The 25,736-nt window shown below is 66.2% G+C and carries 21 protein-coding genes and 1 tRNA gene; 13 read left to right on the top strand and 9 right to left on the bottom strand.

What is annotated here, in order from left to right; translation table 11 throughout:
- The first annotated feature begins 51 nt into the window (after positions 1-51).
- Positions 52-1,233 (top strand): pyridoxal phosphate-dependent aminotransferase, encoded by a 1,182-nt coding sequence (locus RR42_RS15580; protein WP_043348581.1) that lies wholly within the window; start codon positions 52-54, stop codon positions 1,231-1,233.
- Positions 1,234-1,319: 86 nt separating this feature from the next.
- Here RR42_RS15580 and RR42_RS15585 read toward each other — a convergent pair whose 3' ends face one another.
- Positions 1,320-2,387: a lytic transglycosylase domain-containing protein gene (locus RR42_RS15585; RefSeq protein WP_043348584.1), complete on the bottom strand. Its 1,068-nt coding sequence runs from the start codon at positions 2,385-2,387 to the stop codon at positions 1,320-1,322.
- Positions 2,388-3,019: 632 nt separating this feature from the next.
- On the opposite strand from RR42_RS15585, the gene ubiD reads away from it, so the two are divergent.
- Positions 3,020-4,549, top strand: coding sequence for a 4-hydroxy-3-polyprenylbenzoate decarboxylase (gene ubiD / locus RR42_RS15590; RefSeq protein ID WP_043348588.1), 1,530 nt, complete (start codon positions 3,020-3,022; stop codon positions 4,547-4,549).
- A gap of 82 nt (positions 4,550-4,631) precedes the next feature.
- Positions 4,632-6,668, top strand: coding sequence for an acetoacetate--CoA ligase (locus RR42_RS15595; RefSeq protein ID WP_043348591.1), 2,037 nt, complete (start codon positions 4,632-4,634; stop codon positions 6,666-6,668).
- 76 nt (positions 6,669-6,744) lie between these two features.
- Here RR42_RS15595 and RR42_RS15600 read toward each other — a convergent pair whose 3' ends face one another.
- Positions 6,745-7,401 (bottom strand): glutathione S-transferase family protein, encoded by a 657-nt coding sequence (locus tag RR42_RS15600; RefSeq protein WP_006162908.1) that lies wholly within the window; start codon positions 7,399-7,401, stop codon positions 6,745-6,747.
- 525 nt (positions 7,402-7,926) lie between these two features.
- On the opposite strand from RR42_RS15600, the gene RR42_RS15605 reads away from it, so the two are divergent.
- Positions 7,927-9,141, top strand: coding sequence for a polyhydroxyalkanoate depolymerase (locus RR42_RS15605; RefSeq protein ID WP_043348594.1), 1,215 nt, complete (start codon positions 7,927-7,929; stop codon positions 9,139-9,141).
- 45 nt (positions 9,142-9,186) lie between these two features.
- Here RR42_RS15605 and RR42_RS15610 read toward each other — a convergent pair whose 3' ends face one another.
- Positions 9,187-9,672, bottom strand: a complete 486-nt coding sequence (locus RR42_RS15610) for a cupin domain-containing protein (protein WP_052494652.1) — start codon at positions 9,670-9,672, stop codon at positions 9,187-9,189.
- 231 nt (positions 9,673-9,903) lie between these two features.
- Here RR42_RS15610 and RR42_RS15615 point away from each other — a divergent pair, with 231 nt between their 5' ends.
- The 3 genes from RR42_RS15615 to trmB all read left to right on the top strand — a co-directional run bounded on the left by RR42_RS15615 (position 9,904) and on the right by trmB (position 12,017).
- On the top strand, positions 9,904-10,863 hold the full coding sequence (locus RR42_RS15615; protein WP_419188866.1) for an aldose epimerase: 960 nt from the start codon (positions 9,904-9,906) through the stop codon (positions 10,861-10,863).
- A 236-nt stretch (positions 10,864-11,099) separates the two neighbouring features.
- Positions 11,100-11,174: transfer RNA gene (locus RR42_RS15620), tRNA-Gly, on the top strand.
- Between the two features lie 75 nt (positions 11,175-11,249).
- A complete protein-coding gene (trmB, locus tag RR42_RS15625) occupies positions 11,250-12,017 on the top strand; it encodes a tRNA (guanosine(46)-N7)-methyltransferase TrmB (protein ID WP_043348600.1) in 768 nt (255 codons plus the stop codon).
- A gap of 107 nt (positions 12,018-12,124) precedes the next feature.
- On the opposite strand, the gene RR42_RS15630 is transcribed toward trmB, so the two are convergent.
- The 3 genes from RR42_RS15630 to RR42_RS15640 form a co-directional block, all read right to left on the bottom strand.
- Positions 12,125-13,006 (bottom strand): undecaprenyl-diphosphate phosphatase, encoded by an 882-nt coding sequence (locus RR42_RS15630; RefSeq protein WP_043348603.1) that lies wholly within the window; start codon positions 13,004-13,006, stop codon positions 12,125-12,127.
- A 198-nt stretch (positions 13,007-13,204) separates the two neighbouring features.
- Positions 13,205-13,765 (bottom strand): DUF1439 domain-containing protein, encoded by a 561-nt coding sequence (locus tag RR42_RS15635; protein ID WP_043348607.1) that lies wholly within the window; start codon positions 13,763-13,765, stop codon positions 13,205-13,207.
- Between the two features lie 19 nt (positions 13,766-13,784).
- On the bottom strand, positions 13,785-14,069 hold the full coding sequence (locus tag RR42_RS15640; RefSeq protein WP_043348609.1) for a YkgJ family cysteine cluster protein: 285 nt from the start codon (positions 14,067-14,069) through the stop codon (positions 13,785-13,787).
- A gap of 168 nt (positions 14,070-14,237) precedes the next feature.
- Here RR42_RS15640 and RR42_RS15645 point away from each other — a divergent pair, with 168 nt between their 5' ends.
- From RR42_RS15645 to RR42_RS15670, 6 genes are all read left to right on the top strand, one after another.
- The gene (locus RR42_RS15645; RefSeq protein WP_043348613.1) at positions 14,238-15,029 is read left to right on the top strand and encodes a TetR/AcrR family transcriptional regulator; all 792 of its coding nucleotides are present in this window, start codon (positions 14,238-14,240) and stop codon (positions 15,027-15,029) included.
- Positions 15,026-16,168, top strand: a complete 1,143-nt coding sequence (locus RR42_RS15650; protein ID WP_043348616.1) for an efflux RND transporter periplasmic adaptor subunit — start codon at positions 15,026-15,028, stop codon at positions 16,166-16,168. The genes RR42_RS15645 and RR42_RS15650 overlap by 4 nt, the downstream gene beginning before the upstream one ends.
- A 12-nt stretch (positions 16,169-16,180) precedes the next feature.
- The gene (locus RR42_RS15655; protein WP_043348620.1) at positions 16,181-19,387 is read left to right on the top strand and encodes an efflux RND transporter permease subunit; all 3,207 of its coding nucleotides are present in this window, start codon (positions 16,181-16,183) and stop codon (positions 19,385-19,387) included.
- 220 nt (positions 19,388-19,607) lie between these two features.
- Positions 19,608-20,261, top strand: a complete 654-nt coding sequence (locus RR42_RS15660) for a protein-L-isoaspartate O-methyltransferase family protein (RefSeq protein ID WP_043348623.1) — start codon at positions 19,608-19,610, stop codon at positions 20,259-20,261.
- Between the two features lie 14 nt (positions 20,262-20,275).
- A complete protein-coding gene (locus RR42_RS15665) occupies positions 20,276-20,599 on the top strand; it encodes a rhodanese-like domain-containing protein (RefSeq protein WP_043348625.1) in 324 nt (107 codons plus the stop codon).
- Between the two features lie 134 nt (positions 20,600-20,733).
- Positions 20,734-22,221, top strand: a complete 1,488-nt coding sequence (locus tag RR42_RS15670; RefSeq protein WP_043348627.1) for a TolC family outer membrane protein — start codon at positions 20,734-20,736, stop codon at positions 22,219-22,221.
- A 97-nt stretch (positions 22,222-22,318) separates the two neighbouring features.
- Here RR42_RS15670 and RR42_RS15675 read toward each other — a convergent pair whose 3' ends face one another.
- The 3 genes from RR42_RS15675 to waaC form a co-directional block, all read right to left on the bottom strand.
- On the bottom strand, positions 22,319-23,155 hold the full coding sequence (locus RR42_RS15675) for an META and DUF4377 domain-containing protein (protein WP_043348629.1): 837 nt from the start codon (positions 23,153-23,155) through the stop codon (positions 22,319-22,321).
- A gap of 199 nt (positions 23,156-23,354) precedes the next feature.
- Positions 23,355-24,668 (bottom strand): lipid IV(A) 3-deoxy-D-manno-octulosonic acid transferase, encoded by a 1,314-nt coding sequence (gene waaA, locus RR42_RS15680; protein WP_043348631.1) that lies wholly within the window; start codon positions 24,666-24,668, stop codon positions 23,355-23,357.
- On the bottom strand, positions 24,668-25,735 hold the full coding sequence (gene waaC / locus RR42_RS15685) for a lipopolysaccharide heptosyltransferase I (protein WP_043348633.1): 1,068 nt from the start codon (positions 25,733-25,735) through the stop codon (positions 24,668-24,670). Before waaC ends, waaA begins: the two co-directional genes overlap by 1 nt.
- Position 25,736: the final 1 nt, after the last annotated feature.

Consider the following 25,736-nt stretch of genomic DNA (forward strand, 5'->3'; position numbering starts at 1 on the left):
CGGCCTAACCTCCCTCAACCCACCTATCAGGCTCACCAAGCCTATCCCACCATGGATCTGCAGCGCCTCGCCACTGCCTCCCGTCTTGCCAATATCGATGCCTTCCACGTGATGGAGCTGGCCAAGCAGGCCGCCGAACTCGAGCGTGCCGGGCGCCACATCATCCACATGGGGATCGGCGAGCCCGATTTCACCGCCGCCGAGCCCGTGGTGCGGGCCGCCGAGGCCGCCATGCGCCGCGGCGTCACCCAGTACACCAGCGCGCTGGGCATCGCGCCGCTGCGCGAGGCCATCGCCGGCTATTACAAGACCATGTACGGGATCGACATCCCTGCGCGCCGCGTGGTGGTGACAGCCGGCGCCTCGGCCGCGTTGCTGCTGGCCTGCGCCGTGCTGGTGGAGATTGGCGCAGAGGTGCTGATGCCTGACCCCAGCTACCCCTGCAACCGGCATTTCGTTGCCGCCTTCGACGGCCGCGCGAAGATGATTCCGAGCGGCCCGGCCCAGCGCTTCCAGCTCACGGCGCAGCAGGTGGAGACACATTGGGGCGAGCAGACCCGCGGCGTGCTGCTGGCGTCGCCCTCCAACCCCACCGGCACCTCGATCCTGCCGGACGAACTGGCGCGCATCCTGAAGGCCGTGCGGACCCGCCAGGGCTTTGCCATCGTCGATGAGATCTACCAGGGGCTGTCGTACGATGCACCGCCGGTATCGGCGCTGAGCCTCGACGACGACGTGATCACCGTCAACAGCTTCTCCAAGTACTTCAATATGACCGGCTGGCGCCTGGGCTGGCTGGTGGTCCCGGACGAACTGGTAGGCGCCTTCGAGAAAGTGGCGCAGAACCTCTTCATCTGCGCGTCAGCCGTCGCCCAGCACGCCGCGCTGGCCTGCTTCTCCCCCGAGGCGCTGGCGATCTACGACGCGCGCAAGGCGGAATTCCACCGTCGCCGCGATGCCATCGTGCCTGCGCTGGAGTCGCTGGGCCTGCGGGTGCCGGTCAAGCCGGATGGCGCCTTCTATGTGTATGCGGACTGCCGTGGCGTCAATCACCCGTCCGCCGGCGATGCCGATGCCCTGACCCAGGCCATGCTGCACGATGCCGGCGTGGTGCTGGTGCCGGGCCAGGACTTCGGTCCGTACACGGCGAGCGACTATATCCGGATATCCTACGCAACCTCGATGGAGAACATTGAGGAGGCCATGGCGCGCCTGGGCAAGTTCTTCGCCTGAACGCCGGCCAGTGCCGGTCACTGCAACGAAAAAAGCACCCCGGAGGGTGCTTTTTTCGTTGCTGCCGAGATACGAGGATCCCGGGATCAGGCGCTTTTCGGAACGTTGCCTGCCGCTTCCAGCTTGTCGCCAGCCGTGCCGCGATGACGCTCGGCCTGTGCCTTGGCATCCACCGCCACTTCCGGCTTGGACGACACCTGCTCAGCCGCGACGCTGTGCACGCCCGGCAGTTGGCGCAGGCGGGCACGCTCTGCCAGCACCTTGGCGCCATAGCCGCCATCGGTGTTGGTGGTCGCCGCACCCACGTAATACTTCAGGCCGCCTTCCAGCGAACCGGCGCGGGCAATACAGTCCTTGAGCACCAGCGCACCGATCTTGATGTTGGCGTACGGGTTCAGCGCGGCTGCCACGCCGCCCACGGCCTCGTACTTGTCCTGATGGACCTTGGTCATCACCTGCATCAGGCCCTGTGCGCCCACGCCGCTCTCCGCGTACGGATTGAAGCTGGACTCGATCGCGATCACGCCCAGGATCAGCAGCGGATCGATGCCGACCTCGCGCCCCGTCAGGTATGCGGCCTTGACCAGTTGTGCGGTGGCCTGCGCTGCCACACGATACTTGCGCGCGATGTACTCAGCCACCACAGCCTGCTCACGCGCGCTGCCCAGCGTGGCCGGGTTACGTGCATCCAGCGCCACGCGCTGTGCCGGGATCTGCGCGGCCAGGTGAGCCACGGAAGGCACCTTGCCCGCGGGCTGCTGGCCCCAGTCGTCCGTGCCGGACACGGTCGGCAATCCTGCCGGCTTGGATTGCGCCATCGTCAGGCCCAGCTTGGCCGCGGCCACATCGGCCGTGGAGGCTGGTACTGCCGCCTCCACCAATACCGCAGGCGCTTGCTCGCCAGCCAGCGCACCGGCCAGGGCCGTACGCCATTCCTGGCTGACAGACAGCGATACCGCGGCGACTACAGACACAACCCCGAGACTGTTCAGGGCATATTTCAATGTTGCGCGACCGCTGCGTAAAGCGCGGCCAGCGACCGGATGCGCAAGGCGGACCTGCAATGCCCGACTCACTCCGGGTACCGGGTGTCTGAAACGGACCTGCAATGCCCGCCCGACTCCGGGAAGATGAAGGGTTTTCCAACCACTCATACTTACCTCCATCCGCTGTCCGCTTCGTGCCGCGCTGCTGCGCCGCACGCCCGTTGACCGCGTATTCAAGTAAGGATGCCGCGCCGCCCAGCAAAGACGTCCAGCACCTGTTGGTGGGCGCTCCCCATGCGCCCAACGAGAAACAGGGTAGGCTCTTGGGGGAGCCTGCCCTGCCGCGAACTACTCAAAGCACCCGGCCACGGCCGGGGCGATCGATCGAATCCGTCCTGCTCAGACGCATCCGCTCATATGATCAGATATGGATAATTCCCCACTAATCCCCTTGACAGGGCAGAAGAAAATGTGCTGCACCGCAACACTCCAACGAGCAGAACCGGATTGTAGGAACCCTTTTATACATCGTCAAGAATAACGTTTTCGATAAACAAAGCTTTTGGTTATATGTAACAAGGGTCTTTGACGCACTTCCGTGCCCCCTCCATTGGTTGAAACTCAGTACTGGCAAAGCATGGAGGCCATCCTTGCCGACCGCGGCAGAGTCAAAAAATTTACAATTTGGACATGCAAATTGGGACGATTTTTTTGTGCCCCATCGCATTCATGTGAATCTTGCCTCACACAACTTGCGTGGACAGGTGCGCTAACGTGCCTGCGCCTCAATCGAATAAATCATGAAATACAACGACTTGCGCGATTTCCTAGGCCAGCTGGAAGGCCTTGGCGAACTGAAACGGATCGGTGCGCCGGTGTCGCCCAACCTCGAAATGACCGAAATTTGCGACAGGCTGTTGAGAGCGGGAGGACCGGCAGTCGTGTTCGAAAACCCGAGCGATCCCCATCGGCCTGGTCAGACTTATAGCGTGCCCGTACTGGCCAATCTGTTCGGCACGACACGCAGAGTAGCCCTCGGCATGGGTGCCGAAAGCATGGCCGACCTGCGCGACATCGGCCGCGTTCTGTCCGCGCTCAAGGAGCCCGAACCACCCCGCGGCCTGCGCGAAGCCGGCAAGCTGTTCACCCTCGTCAAATCGGTGTGGGACATGGCGCCCAAGCGCGTGGGCAGTCCGGCCTGCCAGGAGGTGGTGTGGGAAGGCAACGACGTGGATCTGGCGCGCCTGCCGATCCAGACGTGCTGGCCGGAAGACGCGGCGCCGCTGATCACCTGGGGCCTGGTGATCACCAAGGGTCCGCACAAGAAGCGCCAGAACCTTGGCATCTACCGCCAGCAGGTGATCAGTCGCAATCAGGTCATCATGCGCTGGCTGGCGCATCGCGGCGGCGCACTGGATTTCCGCGAGCACGCGCTGGCCAACCCCGGCAAGCCGTTTCCGATCGCGGTGGCGCTGGGCGCGGACCCTGCCACCATCCTCGGCGCCGTCACCCCGGTGCCCGACACCCTGTCGGAATACCAGTTCGCGGGCCTGCTGCGCGGCAGCCGCACCGCGCTGGCCGGCTGCATCACGCCGACGCTGTCCGAGCTGAGCGTGCCGGCCTCAGCCGAGATCGTGCTGGAAGGCCACATCCAGCACGACCCGGATCACCCGTCCGGCTACCAGCATGCGCTGGAAGGCCCGTACGGCGACCACACCGGCTATTACAACGAGCAGGACTGGTTCCCCGTCTTTACCATCGACCGCATCACCATGCGGCGCGATCCGATCTACCACTCCACCTATACCGGCAAGCCGCCCGATGAGCCTGCGGTGCTTGGCGTGGCGCTCAATGAAGTGTTCGTGCCGCTGCTGCAAAAGCAGTTCCCGGAGATCACCGACTTCTACCTGCCGCCGGAGGGCTGCAGCTACCGCATGGCCGTGGTGCGCATGAAGAAGCAGTACGCCGGCCACGCCAAGCGTGTGATGTTCGGCGTCTGGAGCTTCCTGCGCCAGTTCATGTATACGAAGTTCATCGTGGTGGTGGACGACGATGTCGACGTGCGCGACTGGAAGGAAGTGATCTGGGCCATCACCACCCGCGTCGATCCCGCGCGCGACACCGTGCTGGTGGAAAACACGCCGATCGACTATCTCGACTTTGCCTCGCCGGTGTCGGGGCTGGGCTCGAAGATGGGCATCGATGCCACCGACAAATGGCCCGGCGAGACCACCCGCGAATGGGGCCGTCCGATCCAGATGGATGCCGCGGTCAAAGCCCGGGTCGACGGCATGTGGGACGCCTTGTTCGAGGCCCGCGCCAAAGCGTGATGGCGGCCGGCATGTAAGATCACACCAAAACCGCATCGCAACCCATCCGCACGTCCGCGCGAGACGGACCCGAGGAGGAGACATGACAACCCTTGAAGAAGGGCAACTGAGATGGACGCCGTCGCAGGCGTTTCGCGACGGCAGCCGCATTGCGCACTTCATGCGCTGGCTGGAGAGCGAGCGCGGCCTCGCCTTTGCCGACTACGGCGCGCTGTGGCAATGGTCGGTGACCGACCTGGAAGCCTTCTGGGACGCCATCCGCGCCTATTTCGACCTGCGCTTCGATACCCCTGCCGAGCGCGTGCTCGGCAGCGCGCAGATGCCCGGCGCGCGCTGGTTCGAAGGCGCCAGCCTGAACTACGTGCAGCAAGTGTTCCGCCATGCCGGCAGCGGCGCCGCGCGCGAGCGCACGGCCATCCGCTACGCCGGTGAGTCCATCGCGGTCACCGACCTGAGCTGGGATGTGCTGGAGCAGCAGGTTGCCTCGCTGGCCCATGCCTTGCGCGGCATGGGCGTGGCGCGCGGCGATCGCGTGGCGGGCTACCTGCCGAACATCCCCGCCACGGTCGTCGCCTTCCTGGCCACCGCCAGCCTTGGCGCGATCTGGTCGGGCTGCGCGCCCGACATGGGCCAGGTGGCGGTAAGCGACCGTTTCCGCCAGATCGAACCCAAGGTGCTGATCGCCGTCGATGGCTACCGATATGGCGGCAAGGCCTACGATCGGGCGCCAGTGCTGGCCGACCTGGCCGCCGCCCTGCCCTCGCTCACCGACCTGGTACTGGTGCCGGGCGAGCACACCGATGCGCATGCCGCCCCCAACGCCATCGCGCTTCCCGCCAACGTGCGCCGCCATGCCTGGCAGGCGGTGCTGGCGCATCGCGTACCGCTGGCGATCGAATCCGTGCCATTCGACCACCCGCTGTGGATCGTTTACTCCTCCGGCACCACCGGCATGCCCAAGCCCATCGTGCACGGCCACGGCGGCATCGTCATCGAGCAGCTCAAGCTGATGGCGTTTCACAATAACCTCGGGCCGGACGACGTCTTCCACTGGTACAGCAGCAGTGGCTGGATCATGTGGAACGCGCAGATCGCGGGGCTGCTGCTGGGCAGCACCATCGCGCTCTACGACGGCAATCCCGCCTGGCCCGACGCCGGCGTGCTGTGGCGCTTCGTGGATGCCGCGCGCGTCACCGCCTTTGGCGCGGGCGCGGCGTTCTTCACGGCCGGCATGAAGGCAGGGATCGAGCCCGCGCGCGTGGCCGACCTATCCCGGCTGCGCGCGCTCGGTTCGACCGGCTCGCCGCTGCCGGCCGAGGCCTATGACTGGATCTACCGCCACGTGAGCGCGGACATCTGGCTTGCGCCGATGAGCGGCGGCACCGACTTCGCCGGCTCGTTCGTGGCAGGCTGCCCGATCCTGCCGGTCTACTCGGGCGAGATGCAGTGCCGCTGCCTGGGCGCCAAAGTCGAAGCCTTCGACGAAGCGGGCAATGCGCTGGTGGGTGAGGTGGGCGAGCTGGTCTGCACGGCGCCGATGCCGTCGATGCCGCTGTTCCTATGGGGCGACACTAACGGGCAGCGTTACCGCGACAGCTACTTCGACACCTATCCCGGCGTGTGGCGCCACGGTGACTGGATCAAGATCACCGCGCACGGCGGCGCCATCATCTACGGCCGCTCGGACGCGACCATCAACCGGCACGGCATCCGCATGGGCACCAGCGAGCTGTACCGCGTGGTGGAGGACTTGCCGGAAGTGCTCGACAGCATGGTGGTGGACCTCGAATACCTGGGGCGCGACTCGTATATGCCGCTGTTCGTGGTGCTGCGCGAGGGCATGGTCCTGGACGATGCCTTGCGCGACACCATGCGCGCACGCATCCGCAGCGCGCTGTCCTCACGCCATGTGCCCAACGAGATCCTGCAAGTGCCCGGCGTGCCGCGCACGCTGTCAGGCAAGAAGATGGAAGTGCCCATCAAGAAGCTGCTGCTGGGCCACGCGCCAGACAAGATCGCCAACCGCGACGCCATGGCCAACCCGGAAACGCTGGACTGGTATTTCGCCTACGCCGAGCGATTTATCGCGGCGCGCGCCAGCGAGTCCGCGGCGGCGTGAAAGGAGAAAGGGCGCACCGCAGCCTTGAACGCCGCGATGCGCCCGCTTCTTTCTCTTCTTTGTCCTGGCAAGACGGTCAGAACTCCACTTCGAGTTCGCTGATTTCGTCGGGTTCTTTCTTCGCCGCGGCGATCCATTCCTGCAGCTCCGGCATGGCCAGGATCTGCTTGCAGTATTCAACCGGCGCCGGATCCAGCATCACGCCATAGGTCACGAAGCGCGTCACCACCGGCGCGTACATCGCATCGGCCATGGTGCGCGTTGCGCCAAACAGATACGGGCCGCCGTATTGCGTCAGGCACTCGGTCCAGATCTGTGCGATGCGGTCGATATCGGCCTGCGCGCGCGACCACACCTTGAAGCCTGGAAAGTGCCCCTTCAAGTTCATGGGCAACGCCGCGCGCATGGCGGCGAAGCCCGAGTGCATCTCGCCGCAGATGGCGCGGCAATGCGCGCGCGCGGCACGGTCGTCGGGCAGCAGGCCGGCCTTCGGGCGGACCTCGTTGAGATACTCGGCAATAGCCAGCGTATCCCACACGGTCACCCCCTGGTGCAGCAGGCGGGGAACGAGAATCGAGGGCGACAGCAGCAGGATTTCCGCGCGCGCCGCGGCATCATCGGGGGGCACCAGCACCTCCTCGAATTCCAGTCCCGCGAAGCGCACCAGCAGCCAGCCGCGCAGAGACCACGATGAATACGTTTTACTGCTGATGGTGAGTGTCGTCCTTGCCATCCCGCCTCCTTGCCACCTGGAAAAGCCGTTGCACGGTGGGCGATTTCCGTCGTCTGTGTGCCAGCAGACGGTGCGCCCCTGTCTCTCGCTGCAGTGTCGCGCTATGCGTCGTGTGCTTTGTGCTCGCTGCTTCTACTATGATTTTGTACTACATCATGGCGGGGACATCGGTGCAGCTTGCGCTTACCTTGCTCTTACCTCGATGTGGCGCAAAGGCATGCGCCGCACGCCGAAACAAGCACGCATCAGGCACATGACAGGCACGTGACAGGCACGCCGTTTCACGGTTAAAGATGCTACGGCCACGGCGGCACCGGCACGGTGCGCCGCGCAGCACCAGCATGAGGCAGATGTACTGGCGAAGATCCGCGCGCGTCGTTCGCGCGCGGCGCTTGCGCCGCATACGAACCAGAACAGGTCACCCCGTTCCGCCATATGGGCAGGCCCGCAAGCCTCATGCCAACGCGATTCGCCGTGGCACGCATATTGCGGCTGATGAGGTCGACGCATAAAAAGGGGCGAGCCATGCTGTATCAGGTGTACCAGACTTATGCGGATTTCATGCAGCCCGCCTGCAGCCTGGCCGACATGGTGTCGAACACGCTTGCAGAAAATCCGCGCCTGGCGGGATGCGAGCCGATGCTTGCCACGCGCGCGGCCTGCGAGGTGCTCGCACTGAGCCGCCTGACACACCATCGCCCGCCGTTCGCCATCGACAGCGTCATGGTGAACGGCACACCGGTACAGGTTACGGAGGAAGTGACCGCGAGCACGCCGTTCTGCTCGCTGCTGCATTTTCGCAAGCACGGCGTCTACGACCACCCGCGCGTGCTGCTGGTGGCACCGATGTCGGGCCACTTTGCCACGTTGCTGCGTGGCACCGTGCAGACCATGCTGCGCGATCACGATGTCTACATCACCGACTGGCACAACCCGCGCGACATCTCGCTGGCGCACGGCCGCTTTGGCTTTGACGAGTACGTCTATCACTTGATCGATTTCCTGCGCGTGCTGGGCGGCGGCACGCACCTGATGGCGGTGTGCCAGCCCACGGTGGCGGCGCTCGCCGCCGTGGCGTTGATGGCGGAAGATAGCGATCCGGCGCAGCCGCCGAGCCTGATCCTGATGGCCGGCCCCATCGACGCGCGCATCAACCCGACCAAGGTCAATGAGCTTGCCACCAGCCAGCCCATCGAATGGTTCGAGCGCTCGCTCACCAGCTATGTGCCGTTTCGCTTTGCCGGTGCGATGCGTCGCGTCTACCCCGGCTTCATGCAGCTGATCGCCTTCATGAGCATGAACAGCGAGCGCCACCAGCAGGCTTTCCGCGACCTCTACGACCTGCGTGCCAGCGGCCAGCATGATCGCGCGGATGCGATCCAGGTGTTCTACGAGGAGTACTTCGCCACCATGGACCTGAGCGCGGAGTTCTATCTCGAAACCGTGAGCATGGTGTTCCAGGAATTCCTGCTGGCGCAGGGCCTGCTGGACGTAGGCGGGCGCCGTGTGAACCCGCACGCGATCCACCGCACGGCGCTGCTCACGGTGGAGGGCGAGCGCGACGATATCTGCGCCATCGGGCAGACCATGGCCGCGCAGGAACTGTGCGGCAGCCTGCGGCCCTATATGCGCATGCACCACGTGCAAACCGGCGTGGGGCACTACGGCGTGTTCAATGGCAAGCGCTGGGATTCGCAGGTCTATCCGCTAGTGCGCAACGCCGTCCATATGAACGCGTGAGGTTGTGCGCATGAGGCCGCGCAGCGCGGCCAGGCAGCCGGGAGCTTAGGCGGCATTTTGGTCTGCCGGCCACGGCGTCACCGCCGGCACCGCGCATGGACCCTCGACATCGACGGTGCCAAAATCCGCGGGCCCCACGATCTCCAGGTACTCCATGTCCGGCGAGTAGTCGAACAGGAAATGCGTGATGCCGGGGCGCTGGTGCACGCAATCGCCAGCCGCCACCAGTGTCTCCTTGTCCTCGTACATGAAGCGCGCCCAGCCCTTGAGCATCAGTACCACATGGAACTGCGCCTCGTGCCTGTGCCAGCCGGTGCCTTGCTCGGGCGGCTGGTTGGCCTTGACCAGTTGCACCAGCAGCTTGCCGCCGGTGGCCTCGGCAATGCCCAGGTCGCGATACAGGAAGAAATCGCGCAAACCCTGGTCGACAAAGGCTGTGTCTTGCGGGCGCACGTGGGAGAACTTCGTGGGAGAGGCATCCGTAGCGGCATCGCCAGCGGACGCGCTGAACTTGCTGAGGGACTCGGCCATGACAAGCTCCTTTCGCTGGGGGAAACGCTCTGCACTGCGACGCAACATTCACGCCAGCGGCCGCGTGCCCACGCAGCGCCGAAAGCGGCGAGAACTGGCCCGAATGTGGCACAGCGATCGCTGCGAAAGGCACATGCCTGACGAACGCCCGACGCCTCTGCACCGGCCGGGGGCGCGGCCGAGCACCGGGCAGGTGCCGCGGCAAGGCGCGTTGACGGCTATCATGCAGCGATGCCCACTCCCGCCGCAACTTGCATGCTGCCTCTCAATTCTAAGCATTTCCAAGGCCAGGAACTGATCCGGGTCGGAGACGATTCCAGTTTCATGCTGCTCGCCCCGCAGTTCGGCGCCCGCCTGGTGCGCTGGGTGCATCGCGGCGAGGACATCCTTTACTGGCCGCAGAACGCCGACTGGTCCCAACTGGCCCGCGTGCGTGGCGGCAACCCGATACTGTTCCCCTTCATTGCCAGGCACTTCGTCGACAGCGTGCCCGGCGCATGGAAAGACGCCAGTGGCACCGTGCGGACGCTGCCGATCCACGGCTTCGCGCGCGACCTACCCTTCGCGGGCACCCGGCACGAGGCGGGACGCAGCCTGACCATGACGCTGCAAGCGTCGGACGCAACGCGCGCGGCCTACCCCTTCGAGTTCCTGTTCGAGGTCACCTACCGGCTGCTCGACGACGGCCTCGAAGCCACATTGCGCACGCGCAACGCTGGCGAGCAGGCCCTGCCTTACTACGCCGGCCACCACTTCTACTTCCCGCTCGCCCACCAGGCGCGCGCCGCTTCCACACTGACCATGCCGGCCGCGGAACTGATGCGCCAGCGCCCCGACGGCTCGCTGGCATCGAACGGCCAGGGCGCCGAGACCTATCAGCTCGACGACCCGCGCCTGCAAGACACCTTTCACGTCCTGCATGCCCAGCCCGCAGCGCCGCGCCACTGCACGCTGGCCACGCCACCCGATGCCACCGCCCCGCATGGCCGCAAACTGGTGATCGATCTGGACACGCCGGGCAGCACGCCTTGGTTCGCGGTCACCACCTGGTCGGAGCGCGTCGACTCCGACTTCTACTGCGTGGAACCCTGGCTAGGCCTGCCCAACGCCATCCACCACGGCACGGGGTTGCGCTGGCTCGCGCCGGGCCAGGAGGAAGCGGCGGTCTGCCGGCTGCGGGTGGCTCCATAAGGCGCCATAGCGCCTTCAAGCCCCTCCGATCAGCCGTTGATCGAAATAGCGCCCATGTCACCCAGAGGCGCTTCGGCACAGCGCGCGTCGGCCTGACGCAGTGCTGGCCAGCTGCTGCGCTTGCGGCTGGCGCTGGCCACCGGTGGGCAGAAGCGCGAGATAATGCACTTTTCATGGGATCCGGCGCCCGCGCACCTTGCGCTCGCCGGGGCATCCCGCGTAGAATCGCGCTTCTTGCGGGCGTCGTATAATGGCCATTACCTTAGCTTCCCAAGCTAAAGACGTGGGTTCGATTCCCATCGCCCGCTCCACATCAGATTGAGACGAGCCGCCTTCGCCACTGGTCGCATGCCCGATCAGGATCGCCCGGCGGCTTTTTTGTTGCCATGCTCCCCCAAGACCCCAGCTCCGACCCGACGCCAGCCGACGACGCTGACAACGCGCCCGCCAAGGCTGCCGACGGCAGCGACGTGGCGCATCCGCGCCGCATCCGTTCCTTCGTGCGCCGCGCGGGGCGAACCTCCACCGGCCAGCAGCGTGCCATCGATGACCTGGGGCCGCGCTTCATCCTGCCCTACGCACCGCAGCCGCTCGACTGGGAGGCCACGTTCGGCCGCGCCGCGCCAGCCATCCTCGAGATCGGGTTCGGCATGGGCGAGACCACCGCGCATATCGCGCAACTGCGCCCGCAGGACAATTTCCTGGGCTGTGAGGTGCATGAACCCGGCGTGGGCGCCCTGCTCAAGCTGCTGGGAGAGCGCGAGATCGGTAATGTGCGGATCATGCCGCATGACGCCGTGGAGGTCATCGCGCACATGCTGACGGAATCCTGCCTGGACGGCGTGCACATCTTCTTCCCCGACCCGTGGCACAAGAAGCGCCACAACAAGCGGCGCCTGGTGCAGCCGCCGCTGGTCAAGCTGTTGGCCAACCGCCTGAAGCCGGGCGGCTACCTGCACTGCGCGACCGACTGGGAAGAGTATGCCCACCAGATGGTGGAAGTGCTGTCGGGTGAACCCACTCTGACCAACACCTCGGACGCCGCCGGCGGCTTTGCGCCGCGGCCCGACTATCGCCCGGTGACCAAGTTCGAGCGCCGCGGCGTGAGGCTGGGCCATGGCGTGTGGGACGTGGTGTTCCGCAAGCGGGCTTGAAGGCGAAGGCTGCGCCGCGCGCCGGCACCATGAAAAAAGCGTGGCCTTGAGCCACGCTTTTTTCATGGTGCGACAGTTGTCGCCGGTATTATCTGCCGCGATCGCCTTCAGGCATGCCAGGCGATCAGCCCCGAGTACGCAGTCGCCAACACAACGATGCCGAAAATGATCCGGTACCAGGCAAACGGCTTGAAGTCATGGGTGGCGACAAAACGCAGCAGCCAGCGCACACACAAGAAGGCGGACAGGAAGGCGAAGACGAAGCCGATGCCGAAGATGCCCAGGTCGTCGGCGGACAGCAGCGCGCGCGACTTGTACAGCTCGTAGACGGTAGCGCCAAAGATCACCGGGATCGCCAGGAAGAAGGAGAACTCGGTGGCTACCTGGCGCGACAGCCCGAACAGCATGCCGCCGATGATGGTGGCGCCGGAGCGCGAGGTGCCCGGGATCAGCGCGAAACACTGCGCCAGCCCGACCTTGACCGCATCGCGCCAGTTCAGGTCGTCGACCGACTCGATCCGCGGCGCGCCAGCCTTGGCGGCCTCCAGCAGCGCATTGCCCTGCGGGTGCGATACCTGGCCGCGATGGCTTTCCCGCCATTCGGCCCACAGGATCACCACACCGCCGACGATGAATGCGGTGGCCACGGTGATCGGGTTAAACAGGTGAGCCTTGATCCACTTGCCGAATACCAGCGCCAGCACGATCGCCGGCACGGTGGCCACGATCACGTTGATGGCAAAACGCCGGGCCTTTTCATCGGTGGCCAGACCGCCCACCACGGTGACGATGCGGTGGCGGAACTCCCAGCAAACCGCCAGGATGGCGCCGAACTGGATCACGATCTCGAAGATCTTGCCCTTTTCATCATTGAAGTCGAGCAGCTGCCCGGCGAGGATCAGGTGGCCTGTGCTGGAGATGGGCAGAAACTCGGTCAGTCCTTCGACGATGCCGAGGATCACGGCTTTCAGGGCGAGGGCAATATCCATGCTGATTGGAATGTGTGGAATGCTCAATGAAAGAGCGAAGAAAAAGCCAAGGACGGGCGAGCAAAGAGGAAACGGGCAACCGTCAGCCCTATGCCATCAGCCACGCGCCAGGCACCAGGCACCAGGAATCACAACTATCCGCCACGACCGTGACACCGCAGTGGCTGTGCAAGGTGCATGACTGGGCGCGGCGCGTCATCAAGGCCGATTGATCTTGACGTTGATCCCGTTGGGCAAAACGGTGATTGTACCGGGTTCGACACTGGCGCCGGCGAGGCGCAACTCGTCGGGACGGAAGGTATAGAGCGGATAGCCTTGCAGCAACTGCTCCGCAAGGATGCCGCCGAGCGCGTTGAACTGGCGCGTGAGTTGAGGCGGCAGGCCCCTGACTTCGAACTGCTGGACCTGCGGGTCCTGCAGCACCACCGCGCGGCTGGCCGGATCGTAGCGCAGCCCGCTGTCCAGCGCAAAGCGGCCGGTCATCGGCTCGCCAGAGAACAGGCGGTTGTTCACGGTCGCGTCGAACTGCACGTTCACCCGGTTGCGGCTGGGATCGAGCGTGAGCTGCGGGTTGGCGAGCTGGATGTCGAACAGCTCCATATAGCGCTTGTTGAACGGGAACTTGCGCTCCAGGGCCGATTGCAGCTGGCTCTGCGAGAACGTGTAGTCGTTGCCCATCATGCCGCAGCCAACAAGTGCCGCGGCCAGCGCGGCGCCAGCGCTTGCTGCCAGCCAGCGCCGGCGATTGATCATGACCATCTGTTTGTTCCTTGCGGGTTCAGGCGGCGCGGCCAGGCGCGGTGGCAGCCTCGAGCTGCGTCAGCCAGGCCAGCGCTTGTCCGCGGGTTTCGCCGCACATGTCGGCAGAGGGCTTGAGCCCGGCGCAAAATGCCGGCCGCGTGGGCTCGCCAAAAATCGCGCAGCGCCGATCGGGCAGCAACTGCACGCAGGGTATGCCGGCCGGCTTGCCATGGGGCATGCCGGGGATCGGCGAGGTGATGGAGGGCGCGGTGCAACAAGCGCCACAATCGGGCCGGCAAGAGAGTTCAGACTGAGGGGACATGGCAATGGTTCAGGCGCGGACGACGCCCGGCAGACTCTATTGTGCCCCAAGCCGCATGGACCTCCCCGCGCTTGACCGCCGGATTCCCCTCTACTACATTACTGACCCAAGAGTTATTTATTTGCAACTCACGCGGGGGTGCTCCCCGCAGAGGTGCACAGCGCCCCAGTGAAAAACCCGCCAGGCCAGAGCCAGAATCAGGAATCCGCCAACACCAAACGCTGGGCTCGCCGCAAGGCAGCGCGCCCACAGGAACTGGTGGCCGCCGCGCTCGATCTCTTCGTCGATCGCGGCTATGCGGCCACCCGGCTGGAAGATGTCGCCGCCGCGGCGGGCGTGTCCAAGGGCACCGTCTATCTGTACTTCGCTAATAAGGAAGAGCTGTTCAAGACGGTGGTGCGCGAAAACCTGGTGCCGACGCTGGCCAGGGGCATCGACCTGGTGGAGAACTACCAGGGCTCGACGCCGGAGCTGCTAAGGGAATTGCTGCGCGGCTGGTGGGGCCTGGTGGGGGCCACGCCGGTGGCCGGCCTGACCAAGCTGATCATGGCCGAATCCAGCCATTTTCCTGACATTGCCCAGTTCTACCACGAGGAAGTGGTGCTGCCGGGCGATGAGTTGTTCGCACGTGTGCTCAAGCGCGGCGTGGCGCGTGGCGAGTTGCGCGACATGCCGGCCAACCCGACCACAACGCTGATCTGCGCGCCGCTGATGTTCCTGATGCTGTGGCAGCGTGCGTTCAGCGCGTCGTCGCGCATCGAAATCGACCCCGAGGCCTTCCTCGACAACCTGCTCCAGATGCTGCTGTTCGGCCTGACCACCGGCGCCGCGCGCGATACGCCGCTGCCGCCCAAGGTCGGCCCCTACGTCTGGGAACAGATACAACAAGAAGCCCTGGCACAAGCGCAGGGGCAGCAGGCCGCGCGGGAGATCCCGGCGCCGCCGCCGGAGACCGCATGACCCGACGCAAGAAGATCCTGATCGCCGCGATCGCCACCATCGCGGTGGTTGCCGTGCTCAGCGCCGCTGCCGCCGTGCGCAAGGCAAGCAATGGCAAGCCTGGCGCGGCCCCGGCGGCCCCGGCGGCCCCGGCGGCCGCGGTGCAAGACCTGGTGGAGTTCCTGCCATCGGACCTGGTCGAGGCCACCACGCAAGACTTGCGCGTGTCGCTGCCGCTGTCAGGCGGGCTGCGGGCGCTGAACCAGGCCTCGGTCAAGGCCAAGGTTGCCGGCGAGGTACAGCAAGTGCTGGTGCGCGAGGGCGAAGCCGTGCGCGCCGGCCAGGTCATCGTGCGCATCGATGCAACCGAGTACCAGGCCAAGGTGACGCAGGCGCGCGGGCAAATGCTGGCGGCGCGCGGCCAGTATGAGAATTCGAAGCAGACCTTCGAGCGCAACCGCGAGCTGGTGGCCAAGGGCTTCATCTCAAAGACCGCCTTCGACAACTTCCAGAGCAACCTGGATGTGGCGCACGCCAATCTCGATGCCGCCCAGGGCGGCCTTGAAGTCGCGCAGAAGGCGCTCGCCGACACCATCGTCAAATCGCCGCTGGATGGCCTGGTGGCCGCGCGCGCGGTGCAGCCGGGCGAGAAGGTCTCGCCCGACACGCGCCTGATCGACGTGGTCGACCTGCGTGTGCTGGAACTCGAGGCACCGATCCCCATGGCGGATGTGGCTCGCGTTGCCATCGGCCAGGCCGTGCAGCTCGACGTGGAAGGCAGCGGCCGCTTCGAGGGCAAGCTGGTGCGCATCAACCCGGCGGTAAGCCAGGGCACGCGCAGCATCATGGTCTATGTGCGGGTGGACAACCCCGAGGCGCGCCTGCGCGCGGGCATGTTCGCCCAGGGCGCGCTGGTGCTCGGCCACCACGCCGGCGTGGTGGCGGTGCCAGTCACAGCGGTGCGCAACGATGGCGAGCGCACGTTCGTCTACAGCGTGGAGAATGACGTGCTGGCGGAACGCCAGGTCAAGCTGGGCATCCGCGACGATGCGAGCGGGCTGGTGGAAATCACCAGCGGCCTGGCCACCGGCGCCAAGGTGGTGCGCAACAACCTCGGCACCCTGCGCGCGGGCAGCCGCGTCAAGCTGGTCAAGGCGTAGGAGCCCCCGCCCATGTGGTTCACCCGCCTGTCCATCCACAACCCGGTGCTGGCCACCATGATGATGATGGCCTTCATCGTGATCGGCCTGTTCTCCTACCAGCGCCTGCCGGTTGACCAGTTCCCGGACATCACCTTCCCCATCGTCGTGGTGCAGACAGAGTACCCCGGCGCCGCGCCGGAATCGGTGGAGTCCGACGTCACCCGCAAGATCGAGGAAATCGTCAACACCATCTCGGGCATCGACGAGATCTTCTCGCACTCCTACCAAGGCACCTCGGTGGTGGTGATCAAGTTCGACCTGTCCGTCGATGTCGGGCAGGCCGCGCAGGACGTGCGCGACAAGATCGCGCTGATCCGCCCGCAGTTTCGCGACGAGGTCAAGGACCCGCGCGTGCTGCGCTACGACCCGTCGGACGCACCGGTGTTCTACCTGTCCGTGTCGAACGCGCCGGGGGCCGAGCGCACGCAGCGCGAACTGACCACCGTCGCCGACCAGATCGTGCGCAAGCGGCTGGAGACCGTGCGCGGCGTGGGCGCCATCAGCCTCGTTGGCGGCACCAAGCGCGAGGTGGAGATCCGTATCCGCCCCGCCCAGCTGGAGGCGCTCGGCATCGGCGTGAACCAGGTGATGGACGCCATCCGCAACGAGAACCAGGAACTCCCCGCAGGCGAGCTGCGCTCCACCTCCACCGAGACGGTGGTGCAGATCAAGGGGCGCGTCATCACGCCGGATGCCTTCCGCCACATCATCGTGGCGCGCCGGGCTGGCCAGCCGGTTACGCTGGAGCAGGTCGCCGACGTGCGCGACGGCGAGGAAGAGCAGGAGAGCCTGGCCATGCTGGACGGCAAGCGCGCGCTGTTCCTGGCGGTGGTGAAAGCACAGGGCCAGAACACGGTCGACACCGTCGATGGCCTGATCAAGATGACCGATGAGTTGCGCAAGCTGGTGCCTGCGGGTGTGCAGCTCACCGTGGTCAACGACGCCGCGCGCGGCATCCGCAGCAGCGTCAAGGAAGTCCGCTCCACGCTGCTCGAAGGCGCCTTCCTGACGGTCGCCATCGTCTTCCTCTTCCTCGGCTCGTGGCGCAGCACGGTCATCACCGGGCTGACCCTGCCAATCGCGCTGATCGGCACGTTCGGCGTGATGTACATGTTTGGCTTCACGCTCAACGTGATCACGCTGATGGCGCTGTCGCTGTGCGTGGGCCTGTTGATCGACGATGCCATCGTGGTGCGCGAGAACATCGTGCGGCACAACCTGATGGGCAAGAACCATCGCACGGCAGCGCTCGACGGCACCAACGAGATCGGGCTGGCGGTGCTGGCCACCACCTTCTCCATCGTGGCGGTGTTCCTGCCGGTGGGCTTCATGGGCGGCATCATCGGCCGCTTCTTCCACCAGTTCGGCGTGACCGTGGTGGCAGCGGTGCTGATCTCCATGTTCGTCTCGTTCACGCTGGACCCAATGCTGTCCTCGGTCTGGCACGACCCCGACCTGCACGGCACCGGCAACAAGAAGAGCCTGTACGGCCGCACCGTGGGCCGCATGCTGGACTGGTTCTCGGCGCGCATGGATGCGCTCGGCCACGGCTATGGCTCGATGCTGGGTTGGGCGCTCAAGCACCGGCTGGCTACCGCCATCATCGCGGCGGTGACGTTCTTGGGGAGCTTCGCGCTGGTGCCGCTGATCGGCACGGAATTCGTACCGGCCGCCGACCTGGGCGAAACCCAGGTCGGCTTCACCACGCCGGTGGGCACCTCGCTGGCTGTTACCGAAGCCAAGGTCAGGCAGGTGGAAGCCGCGCTCAAGACCTTCCCCGAGGTGGCCTACACCTACGCCACCATCAACTCCGGCAATACCTCCGGGCGCAACAACGCGCTGGTGTCGGTGCGCCTGACCGAGCGCCGCGCGCGCAAACTCACCACCAAAGAGCTTAACCCGATGATCCGGGAGCGCATGGCCAGCATCGCCGGCATCACGCTGACCATGGTCGGCATGCCGGATGGCGCTGGCGGGCAGAAGGCGCTGCAAGTGTCGATCCAGGGCGACGACCTGGAAACGCTGCGGCGCCTGTCGCTGGAAGCCAGCCGGCGCATGGCCGCCGTGCGCGGCCTGACCGACCTCGACTCCAGCATGAAGGACGACCGCCCGACGGTGGAAGTGCGCATTCGCCGCGAGCTTGCGTCCGACCTGGGGGTGGGCATCGTGCAGATCGGCAACGCGCTGCGCCCGCTGCTGGCCGGCGACGCCATCAGCTCATGGCGCGCCCCCGACGACCAGAACTACGACGTGCGCGTGCGCCTGCCCAAGGACGCCCGCACCGGCATGGCGGATCTCAGCGCGCTGATGATCGCCAGCAACCAGACCAACGCCGACGGCTCGCCGCGCATGGTGCCCCTGCGCCAGATCGCCGAGCTGGTGCCCACCACCGGCGCCAACCAGATCAGCCGGCGCGACCTCTCCCGCGAAGTGGAGCTGACCGCGAATACCGCCGGGCGCTCGCAAGGCGAGGTGGCGCGCGAGGTCAAGGCGGCGCTGGATGGGATGAACTGGCCGGCGGGCTACAAGTACCGCTTCGGCGGCTCCACCAAGTCGATGAACGAGTCGTTCGGCTTCGCGGTATCGGCGCTCGCGCTGGCGGTGATCTTCATCTACATGATCCTGGCCTCGCAGTTCGCCAGCTTCTTCCAGCCGATCGCCATCATGACCTCGCTGCCGCTCACGCTGGTGGGCGTGTTCGCGGCGCTGCTGCTGTTCCGCTCCACGCTCAACATGTTCTCCATCATCGGCTTCATCATGCTGATGGGGCTGGTGACCAAGAACGCCATCCTGCTGGTGGATTTTGCCAACCAGGCCCGGCGCGGCGCCGACGGCCAGCCGCCGATGTCGCGCGAGGCCGCCCTGGTTGCCGCTGCGCGGGTGCGGCTGCGGCCAATCCTGATGACCACGCTGGCCATGATATTCGGCATGGTGCCGCTGGCCTTCAGCCTGGGCGAAGGCGCCGAGCAACGCGCACCGATGGGCCAGACGGTGATCGGCGGCATCATCACCTCGTCGATCCTGACCCTGGTGGTGGTTCCGGTGATCTATACGTACCTCGACGACTTCAGCGCATGGCTGGGCCGCAAGTGGCGCGGCAAGCAAGCCCAGGCGGCTCCCGCCGCCGCGCCGGCAGCCGACGGCACGGCGGCGCACAAGCCAGCAAGCGCGGAATGAGGCAAGCCCGCCCCAAAAGCCCCGGGCAGGCCTGTAGCCAGCCCGGAATGCCTCAGCCATGGCCGGACTGCGGCATGGAGGCCACAACTTGGGCGACGCGCTTGGGCAAGTGTCTTGGCGCGGGGTTAAAATATCAGGTTTGACGGATTTCCCCGGCCCCTCGCGCCGCGCGGCCGGAACTCTGAACTGATTAGCGGTTGGCATTGGAAGGAATGGCAAGATGGACCTCGAGAAAGCCCGATTCAATATGATCGAACAGCAAATCCGCCCCTGGGATGTGCTGGATCAGGAAATCCTGGACCTGCTGGCAGTGGTCAAGCGGGAACAGTTCGTGCCGCAGGCATACGCCGCGCTGGCCTTCGTCGACATGGAAATCCCGCTGCCGGGCGGCCAGAACATGCTGGCCCCGCGCGTGGAAGCCCGCATCCTGCAGGACCTGGCCGTGCGCAAGCATGAACAAGTGCTGGAAATCGGCGCCGGTTCCGGCTACATGGCCGCCCTGCTCGCCCACCGCGCGCGCCACGTGCTGAGCGTGGACATCTTGCCGGAACTGGCCGAGCTGGCCCGCAAGAACCTGGCCCACGCCGGCGTGACCAATGTCGACGTGGCCCAAGGCAATGCCGCCACCGGCTGGGCCGCGAGCGCGCCCTACGACGTGATCTGCATTTCCGGCGCGTTGCCCTCGGTGCCCCCGTCCATCCTGTCGCAAGTCAAGGTCGGCGGGCGCATCGCGGCCTTCGTCGGCGCGCTGCCGGCCATGGAAGCGCAGATCATCACGCGCGTCAGCGAAAACGAGTACAAGACTGTCAACCTGTTCGAGACTGCCATCACGCCGCTGATGGGTGCCGAGCAGCCGTCGCGCTTCCATTTCTGATCGGGAAACAAGACATGCAGGTAATCAACGCACCCGAACTGGTGCAATGGCTGGCGGATGCCAGCCGGCCGCAGCCGGTGCTGCTCGACGTACGCGAAGGCTGGGAGGTGCAGACCTGCGCCATGCCCGGCATCACGCATATCCCGATGGGCCAGATCCCGGCACGCGCCGGCGAGCTTGACGAAGACGCAGATATTGTCTGCATCTGCCATCACGGCGCGCGCAGCATGCAGGTGGCAAGCTTCCTCGAGCGGCAAGGCTTTGCCAAGGTCTACAACCTGACCGGCGGCGTGCACGCCTGGGCCGAGCAGGTCGACCCGGCCATGCCGAAGTACTGAGCACAGCAACAGCACGACAACTGCACGGCAAGCATCACCCCCTGGGCGCCGGCCTCCCGCGGCGCCAACTCCCTTGAACGCTGATCGTTAGAAACGTTAGCCGCGCGCCCGGTGCCCGGCAGACTGGAGATGTCATGAGGTTTGCGCTTTTCCCTGCGCGGGGCGTGCCCAAGACGCGCCTGGCACTGACGGGTTCCCTGCTTGCGCTACTGCATCTGCCAGCCGCGCATGGCGCCGACCTGCTCCAGGTCTACCGCGATGCACAGGCCAACGACGCGCAGTTCGCCAGCGCGCGCGCGCAGTTGGTGGCCAGCCAGGAGAAGCTGCCACAGGGACGCTCCGGCTTGCTGCCGCAGGTCAGCGGCACGCTAAACGCCACGCGCACCAATGTGGACCAGACCGTGCCCTTGGTGTCGGACCGCTTCATCAACAACAATAACTGGTCGCTGCAGCTGATCCAGCCGCTGTTTCGCTGGGATCGCTGGGAAACCTACAAGCAGGGCGAACTAGCCGCGCTGGCTGGCGAAGTGACCTTCAGCCAGGCGCAACTCGACCTGATTACCCGCACTTCGCAGGCCTACTTCGACGTGCTGGCCGCGCAGGACAACCTCTACCTGGCCGGCGCGCAGAAGAAAGCCATCGGCGAGCAACTGGCACAGGCCAAGCGCAACTTCGAGGTGGGCACCGCCACCATCACCGACGCCAACGACGCGCAGGCCCGCTATGACCTCGCCACCTCGACCGAGATCGCGGCGCAGAGCGACCTCGAAATCCGCCGCGCCAACCTGCAGCAGATCACCGGCAAGCCCGTTGACGAACTGCTCGGATTGCGCACCGCGGCCACGCTGCCCGGTCCGCAGCCGCCCGATGTGAACACCTGGGCCAGCCAGGCCGAGAACACCAACCCGCAGGTGGGCCTGGCGCGCTACAACCTCGACTCTGCCCAGCGCGAGTACAACAAGGCACGCTCCGGCCACCTGCCCTCGGTCGACCTGGTCGCGTCGTACGGCTTCGTCAACGCCACCGGCAACGCCGCGCAGCAGGTCAATGTCTCCAGCCGCTACAACAGCGCCCAGATCGGCGTGCAGCTGAGCGTGCCGATCTACACCGGTGGCCAGATCCAGTCGCGCGTGCGTGAAACCGCCGCGCTGGCCGACAAGGCCGCCAGCGACCTCGAGTTTGCCCGCCGCACCGCAGCCCAGAGCGCGCGCCAAACCTACTCGGGCGTATCCAACGGGCTCGCCCAGGTCAAGGCCCTGGAAGCCGCCGAGCATTCCGCGCAGAGCGCCGTGGAATCCAACCAGCTCGGCTACGAAGTCGGCGTGCGCATCAACATCGACGTGCTGAACGCCGAAGCGCAGTTGTTCTCCACCCGCCGCGACCTGGCCAAGGCGCGCTACGACACCATCATGAACGGGCTGCGCCTGAAGGCCGCTACCGGCGCTCTGATCGAGGATGATGTGGTGCAGATCAACACGCTGCTGACCTCGACCCCGGGCTCGATGTACAAGCTGCCGGAGAAGGTCAAGCTTGGCACGGCATCGCCGGCAGGCACGCCACCGGCAAAGCGCCCTGCCATGCGCAAGGAAGCGATTGCCGGAGCGCCCGCGCCACGCAGCTGAGTGTGAATGCCGCAAGCCTGGCAGCAATCGGCATCCGCTCAAAACAAAAACGCCGCGGCTGTGAACCGCGGCGTTTTGCTTGCTGGCGCAGTATTGCTCAATTCGCCCGGGTGCGAGACTCCACGCTCAACAACTGCCAGCGAATCGCGGACGCATCCATCGGCGGGTTCTCCACCCGCGTCTCGCGCACCCGCAAGGTGTACGCCACGCCCGGCTCGAAATCCAGCCCCTCGATCGGCCCATACCAAAGCGTCCACGGCGCGCCCGGGTTCTCGCGCACGCGGTAGCAGGTCTGCCGGCCCACGCCCGAGCAATCCACCCGCTGCGAATCCACGTACACCGTCTTCTCCACGCCACTGGCGACCGCCTGCGCATCCATCTTCGCGCCACGACGGCCCACACCCTCGCGCTCGACGAACTGCAGCAGATCCCCGTCAACGGTCTTCCAGATAATCTGGCGGCCCGTTGAACCGGCGGACGGCTGCGTGCCCACGGTGACGAAGGGCGACTGCATTGCCTTGAGCAGTGCGCTCTCCAGCTCCCCGCCCGGTGCAATGCAAGCCATGCGGGTTCCCGCCAGCCGGTCGAAGCGCATGCCCGTTGCCGTCTTGCCATAGCCACCGGTAAAGCGATTGCAGCCGCTGTACCCGCTCACCGTGCCCTGCGCGGAATCGATCCCGCTATTGAACTCAAAGATGATCGGCTGGCCGTTGTCGCCGTGCGGGATGGATTTCAGCGTGCCATCGGCCTGCTGCCAGCGCACCAGCTCCCAGCGGCCAGGGCCGCCGGTCTGCGCCTGGTTCAGGCTGGTGCCGGCACCCGGCGAATCCGGTGCGGGCGACGTGGCACAGGCACCCAGGGCAGCGGCCAGCAGCACGACAGCGGCGGCACGCGCGGTGAACGCGGCGGGTGAAAGACGGAATATCTTCTGCATCTGGAGGCTCCTGGTAGGGGGGCGCGCGGCTTGATCGGCCCGCACCGCTTGGCGACAGCTCGCAGGCCCGGGTGGGGCCGCGAGTCTGGCCCTCGTGCGGGATAGTTTAGCAACCGTCTGGAGACCAGGGATATCGGGCGGCGACCTACAAGTTCCGCATGCGGCAGCGAAAAGCGGCGGCACTGCCAACCAGAACCGCCTAGTTCGCGTGGCCGAGCACCTGCCCCAGCGCAGTCATCGTGCGCGCCGTGGCACCCCGGTGAAGCACCGCGAACTCGCGCGCATTGCCGCGCATGGCTTCGAGCCCCGGCGCATCGCCCAATATCGTTGCCGCCGCGCGCATCAGCGCATCGGCATCCGCCACGCGCTGGCAGGCGCCGGCAGCGATAGCGTCTTCCGTGGCTTGCGCAAAGTTGAAGGTATGCGGCCCGATCAGGACGGGTGTTCCAGCGGCGCAGGACTCGATCAGGTTCTGCCCACCCAGCGGCAGCAGGCTGCCGCCGATGAAGGCGATATCCGAAGCAGCGAAGTACATCGCCATCTCGCCCATGGAGTCCCCCAGCAGCACGTCCGCCGTGACCGGCTCTGGCAGCCCCGCTTGCTCCCACGCAGCGGAGTCGCCAAGCGCGCCGCGGCGCTGCAGCGTGAAGCCGGCACGCGTGACCAGCGCCGCCACTTCATCGAAGCGCTGCGGATGGCGCGGCACCAGCAACAAAGCCGGGCGCGGCACATCGGCGCCAAGCGCCTGCCAACGCGCGAACGCTTCCAGCAGCAACGCTTCCTCGCCGTCACGCGTGCTGGTGGCGGCGAACACGGCGCGCGAGCCAAACCCCTGGCGCAGCACGCGGCCGCGCCGCAGGCCTGCCTCGGGCAGTTGCATATCGAATTTGAGGTTGCCGGTCACCTGCACCGACGGCAACCCGAGCGCGCGGAAGCGTTCAGCGTCGCCCCGGGTCTGCGCGAGCACCGCGGTGAAGTCGCGATACATCGCGGTGGCGGCGCGGCCAAAGCGCGCGGTGCGGCGGAAGCTGCGCGGCGACAGCCGGGCATTGACCAGCAGCAACGGCACGCCGGCCACGCGGGCACCGCGCACAAGGTTGGGCCATACCTCGGTTTCCATCAGCATGCCGGCATCCGGACGGAAGTAGCGCAGGAAGCGTCGCACCAGCCACGACAGGTCGTATGGCAGATAGCACTGCAGCACGCGCGGCTCGGCGCCGTACAACTGGGCGCCGGTCTGCCGCCCGGTGGGCGTCATATGCGTGAGCAGGAGCCGATGGGTTGGATACTGCGCCAGCAGCGCGTCGATCAGCGGCTGTGCGGCGCGGGTCTCGCCCACCGATACGGCATGGACCCACAGCCAGGGACCTGCCGACGGCAGGCCGCCATAGGCGCCAAGGCGCTCGCCCACGTGCTGCACGTAGCCGGGTTCCCGACGGGCACGCCATACCAGGCGCAGCAGCGCGACCGGCAGCGCCAGCAGCCATAGCAGGTTATACAGAACGCGCAGCATCAGTTCCCCTGCCCACGCACGCGCCGGGCGGCCGCGTAGACTTCATCGACGCACGGCACGATGCCATCGTCGCCCACATTGGCGATGCGATCCGACCAGTAGCCTTCGGTCTTCCAGCGCCACGTCGCGGTGTAGATCTCGACCGTGGGCCGGCACAGCGCCGCGGCGATATGGACCAACCCCGTATCGACGCCGATCACCACCTCGGCGCGATTGATCAGGCCAAACCCCTGCATGACCGTAAAGCGCGGCAGCACCTGCGCCTGCGGCACGCCGGCAGCGATCTCTTGCGCCGCACGCCGTTCCGCGTCGTTGCCCCAGGGCAGCAACATGGTCAGGCCCTCATCCGCCAGCCGGCGACCGAGGTCGTGCCAGCTGGCCAGCGGCCATTTCTTCTTCGCGCCCGCGGTAGCGTGAAAGCACACTGCGTAGCGCGTTGGCAGGCCGGCCCATAGCGCGTCGTCGACATGCAGCGTGCGCGCGACGGGGCCGAAGAATTGAGGCGGTTCCGGCGGTGTGCCACCAGTCAGCGCCGCGCCCAGCAGGCGCGAACGCCGCACCGAATGCGTCTGGCGGGGCACGGTCACGGGCTCGGTATAGAACAGCCGCGCGGCCGGCTCATAGCCGGAGCCTTGCGTGGCATTGGCCAGCCCGATCACCGGGGCGCCCTCGCGGCGCTTGGCCACGCGTGCCACCACGGCGGTCTTGAGCAGGCCCTGCGTCTCGATCACGGCGTCGTAGGCATCCTCTCGCAGGGCGCGCTTGAACGCACCGATCTCCCGCCAGGTAGCAGCCTGGTAAAAGCGCTTGCGCCAGCGCCGCAGCGCGAACGGAATCACCCGCCGCACTTCGGGCAGCAAGCGCACGAGATCGACATAGCCCTCCTCGACCACCCAGTCGATCTCGCAATCCGGCCAGCGCGCGCGCAGGTCGTGCACCAGCGGCATGTTATGCACCACGTCGCCTAACGACGAGACCTTGACCACCAGGATGCGCGGCCGCGCGGGCAGCGCATGCGGGGTCAAGGATTTGCCCGTTGTTCCCGTCAGGGGCTCGGTCAACGGCATC

The organism is Cupriavidus basilensis (assembly GCF_000832305.1).
In the GTDB taxonomy this organism is placed as follows: Bacteria; Pseudomonadota; Gammaproteobacteria; order Burkholderiales; family Burkholderiaceae; genus Cupriavidus; species Cupriavidus basilensis_F.

Coding starts and splice junctions, on each gene's coding strand:
- RR42_RS15640 (WP_043348609.1), bottom strand. CDS start 14,069: ATGTCCCCTCAGTCTGAACTCTCTTGCCGGCCCGATTGTGGCGCTTGT.
- RR42_RS15585 (WP_043348584.1), bottom strand. CDS start 2,387: ATGAGTGGTTGGAAAACCCTTCATCTTCCCGGAGTCGGGCGGGCATTG.
- RR42_RS15670 (WP_043348627.1), top strand. CDS start 20,734: ATGAGGTTTGCGCTTTTCCCTGCGCGGGGCGTGCCCAAGACGCGCCTG.
- trmB (WP_043348600.1), top strand. CDS start 11,250: ATGCTCCCCCAAGACCCCAGCTCCGACCCGACGCCAGCCGACGACGCT.
- RR42_RS15580 (WP_043348581.1), top strand. CDS start 52: ATGGATCTGCAGCGCCTCGCCACTGCCTCCCGTCTTGCCAATATCGAT.
- waaA (WP_043348631.1), bottom strand. CDS start 24,668: ATGCTGCGCGTTCTGTATAACCTGCTATGGCTGCTGGCGCTGCCGGTC.
- RR42_RS15615 (WP_419188866.1), top strand. CDS start 9,904: ATGCCCACTCCCGCCGCAACTTGCATGCTGCCTCTCAATTCTAAGCAT.
- RR42_RS15610 (WP_052494652.1), bottom strand. CDS start 9,672: ATGGCCGAGTCCCTCAGCAAGTTCAGCGCGTCCGCTGGCGATGCCGCT.
- RR42_RS15595 (WP_043348591.1), top strand. CDS start 4,632: ATGACAACCCTTGAAGAAGGGCAACTGAGATGGACGCCGTCGCAGGCG.
- RR42_RS15630 (WP_043348603.1), bottom strand. CDS start 13,006: ATGGATATTGCCCTCGCCCTGAAAGCCGTGATCCTCGGCATCGTCGAA.
- waaC (WP_043348633.1), bottom strand. CDS start 25,735: ATGCCGTTGACCGAGCCCCTGACGGGAACAACGGGCAAATCCTTGACC.
- RR42_RS15665 (WP_043348625.1), top strand. CDS start 20,276: ATGCAGGTAATCAACGCACCCGAACTGGTGCAATGGCTGGCGGATGCC.
- RR42_RS15600 (WP_006162908.1), bottom strand. CDS start 7,401: ATGGCAAGGACGACACTCACCATCAGCAGTAAAACGTATTCATCGTGG.
- RR42_RS15655 (WP_043348620.1), top strand. CDS start 16,181: ATGTGGTTCACCCGCCTGTCCATCCACAACCCGGTGCTGGCCACCATG.
- RR42_RS15605 (WP_043348594.1), top strand. CDS start 7,927: ATGCTGTATCAGGTGTACCAGACTTATGCGGATTTCATGCAGCCCGCC.
- RR42_RS15635 (WP_043348607.1), bottom strand. CDS start 13,765: ATGGTCATGATCAATCGCCGGCGCTGGCTGGCAGCAAGCGCTGGCGCC.
- RR42_RS15675 (WP_043348629.1), bottom strand. CDS start 23,155: ATGCAGAAGATATTCCGTCTTTCACCCGCCGCGTTCACCGCGCGTGCC.
- ubiD (WP_043348588.1), top strand. CDS start 3,020: ATGAAATACAACGACTTGCGCGATTTCCTAGGCCAGCTGGAAGGCCTT.
- RR42_RS15660 (WP_043348623.1), top strand. CDS start 19,608: ATGGACCTCGAGAAAGCCCGATTCAATATGATCGAACAGCAAATCCGC.
- RR42_RS15650 (WP_043348616.1), top strand. CDS start 15,026: ATGACCCGACGCAAGAAGATCCTGATCGCCGCGATCGCCACCATCGCG.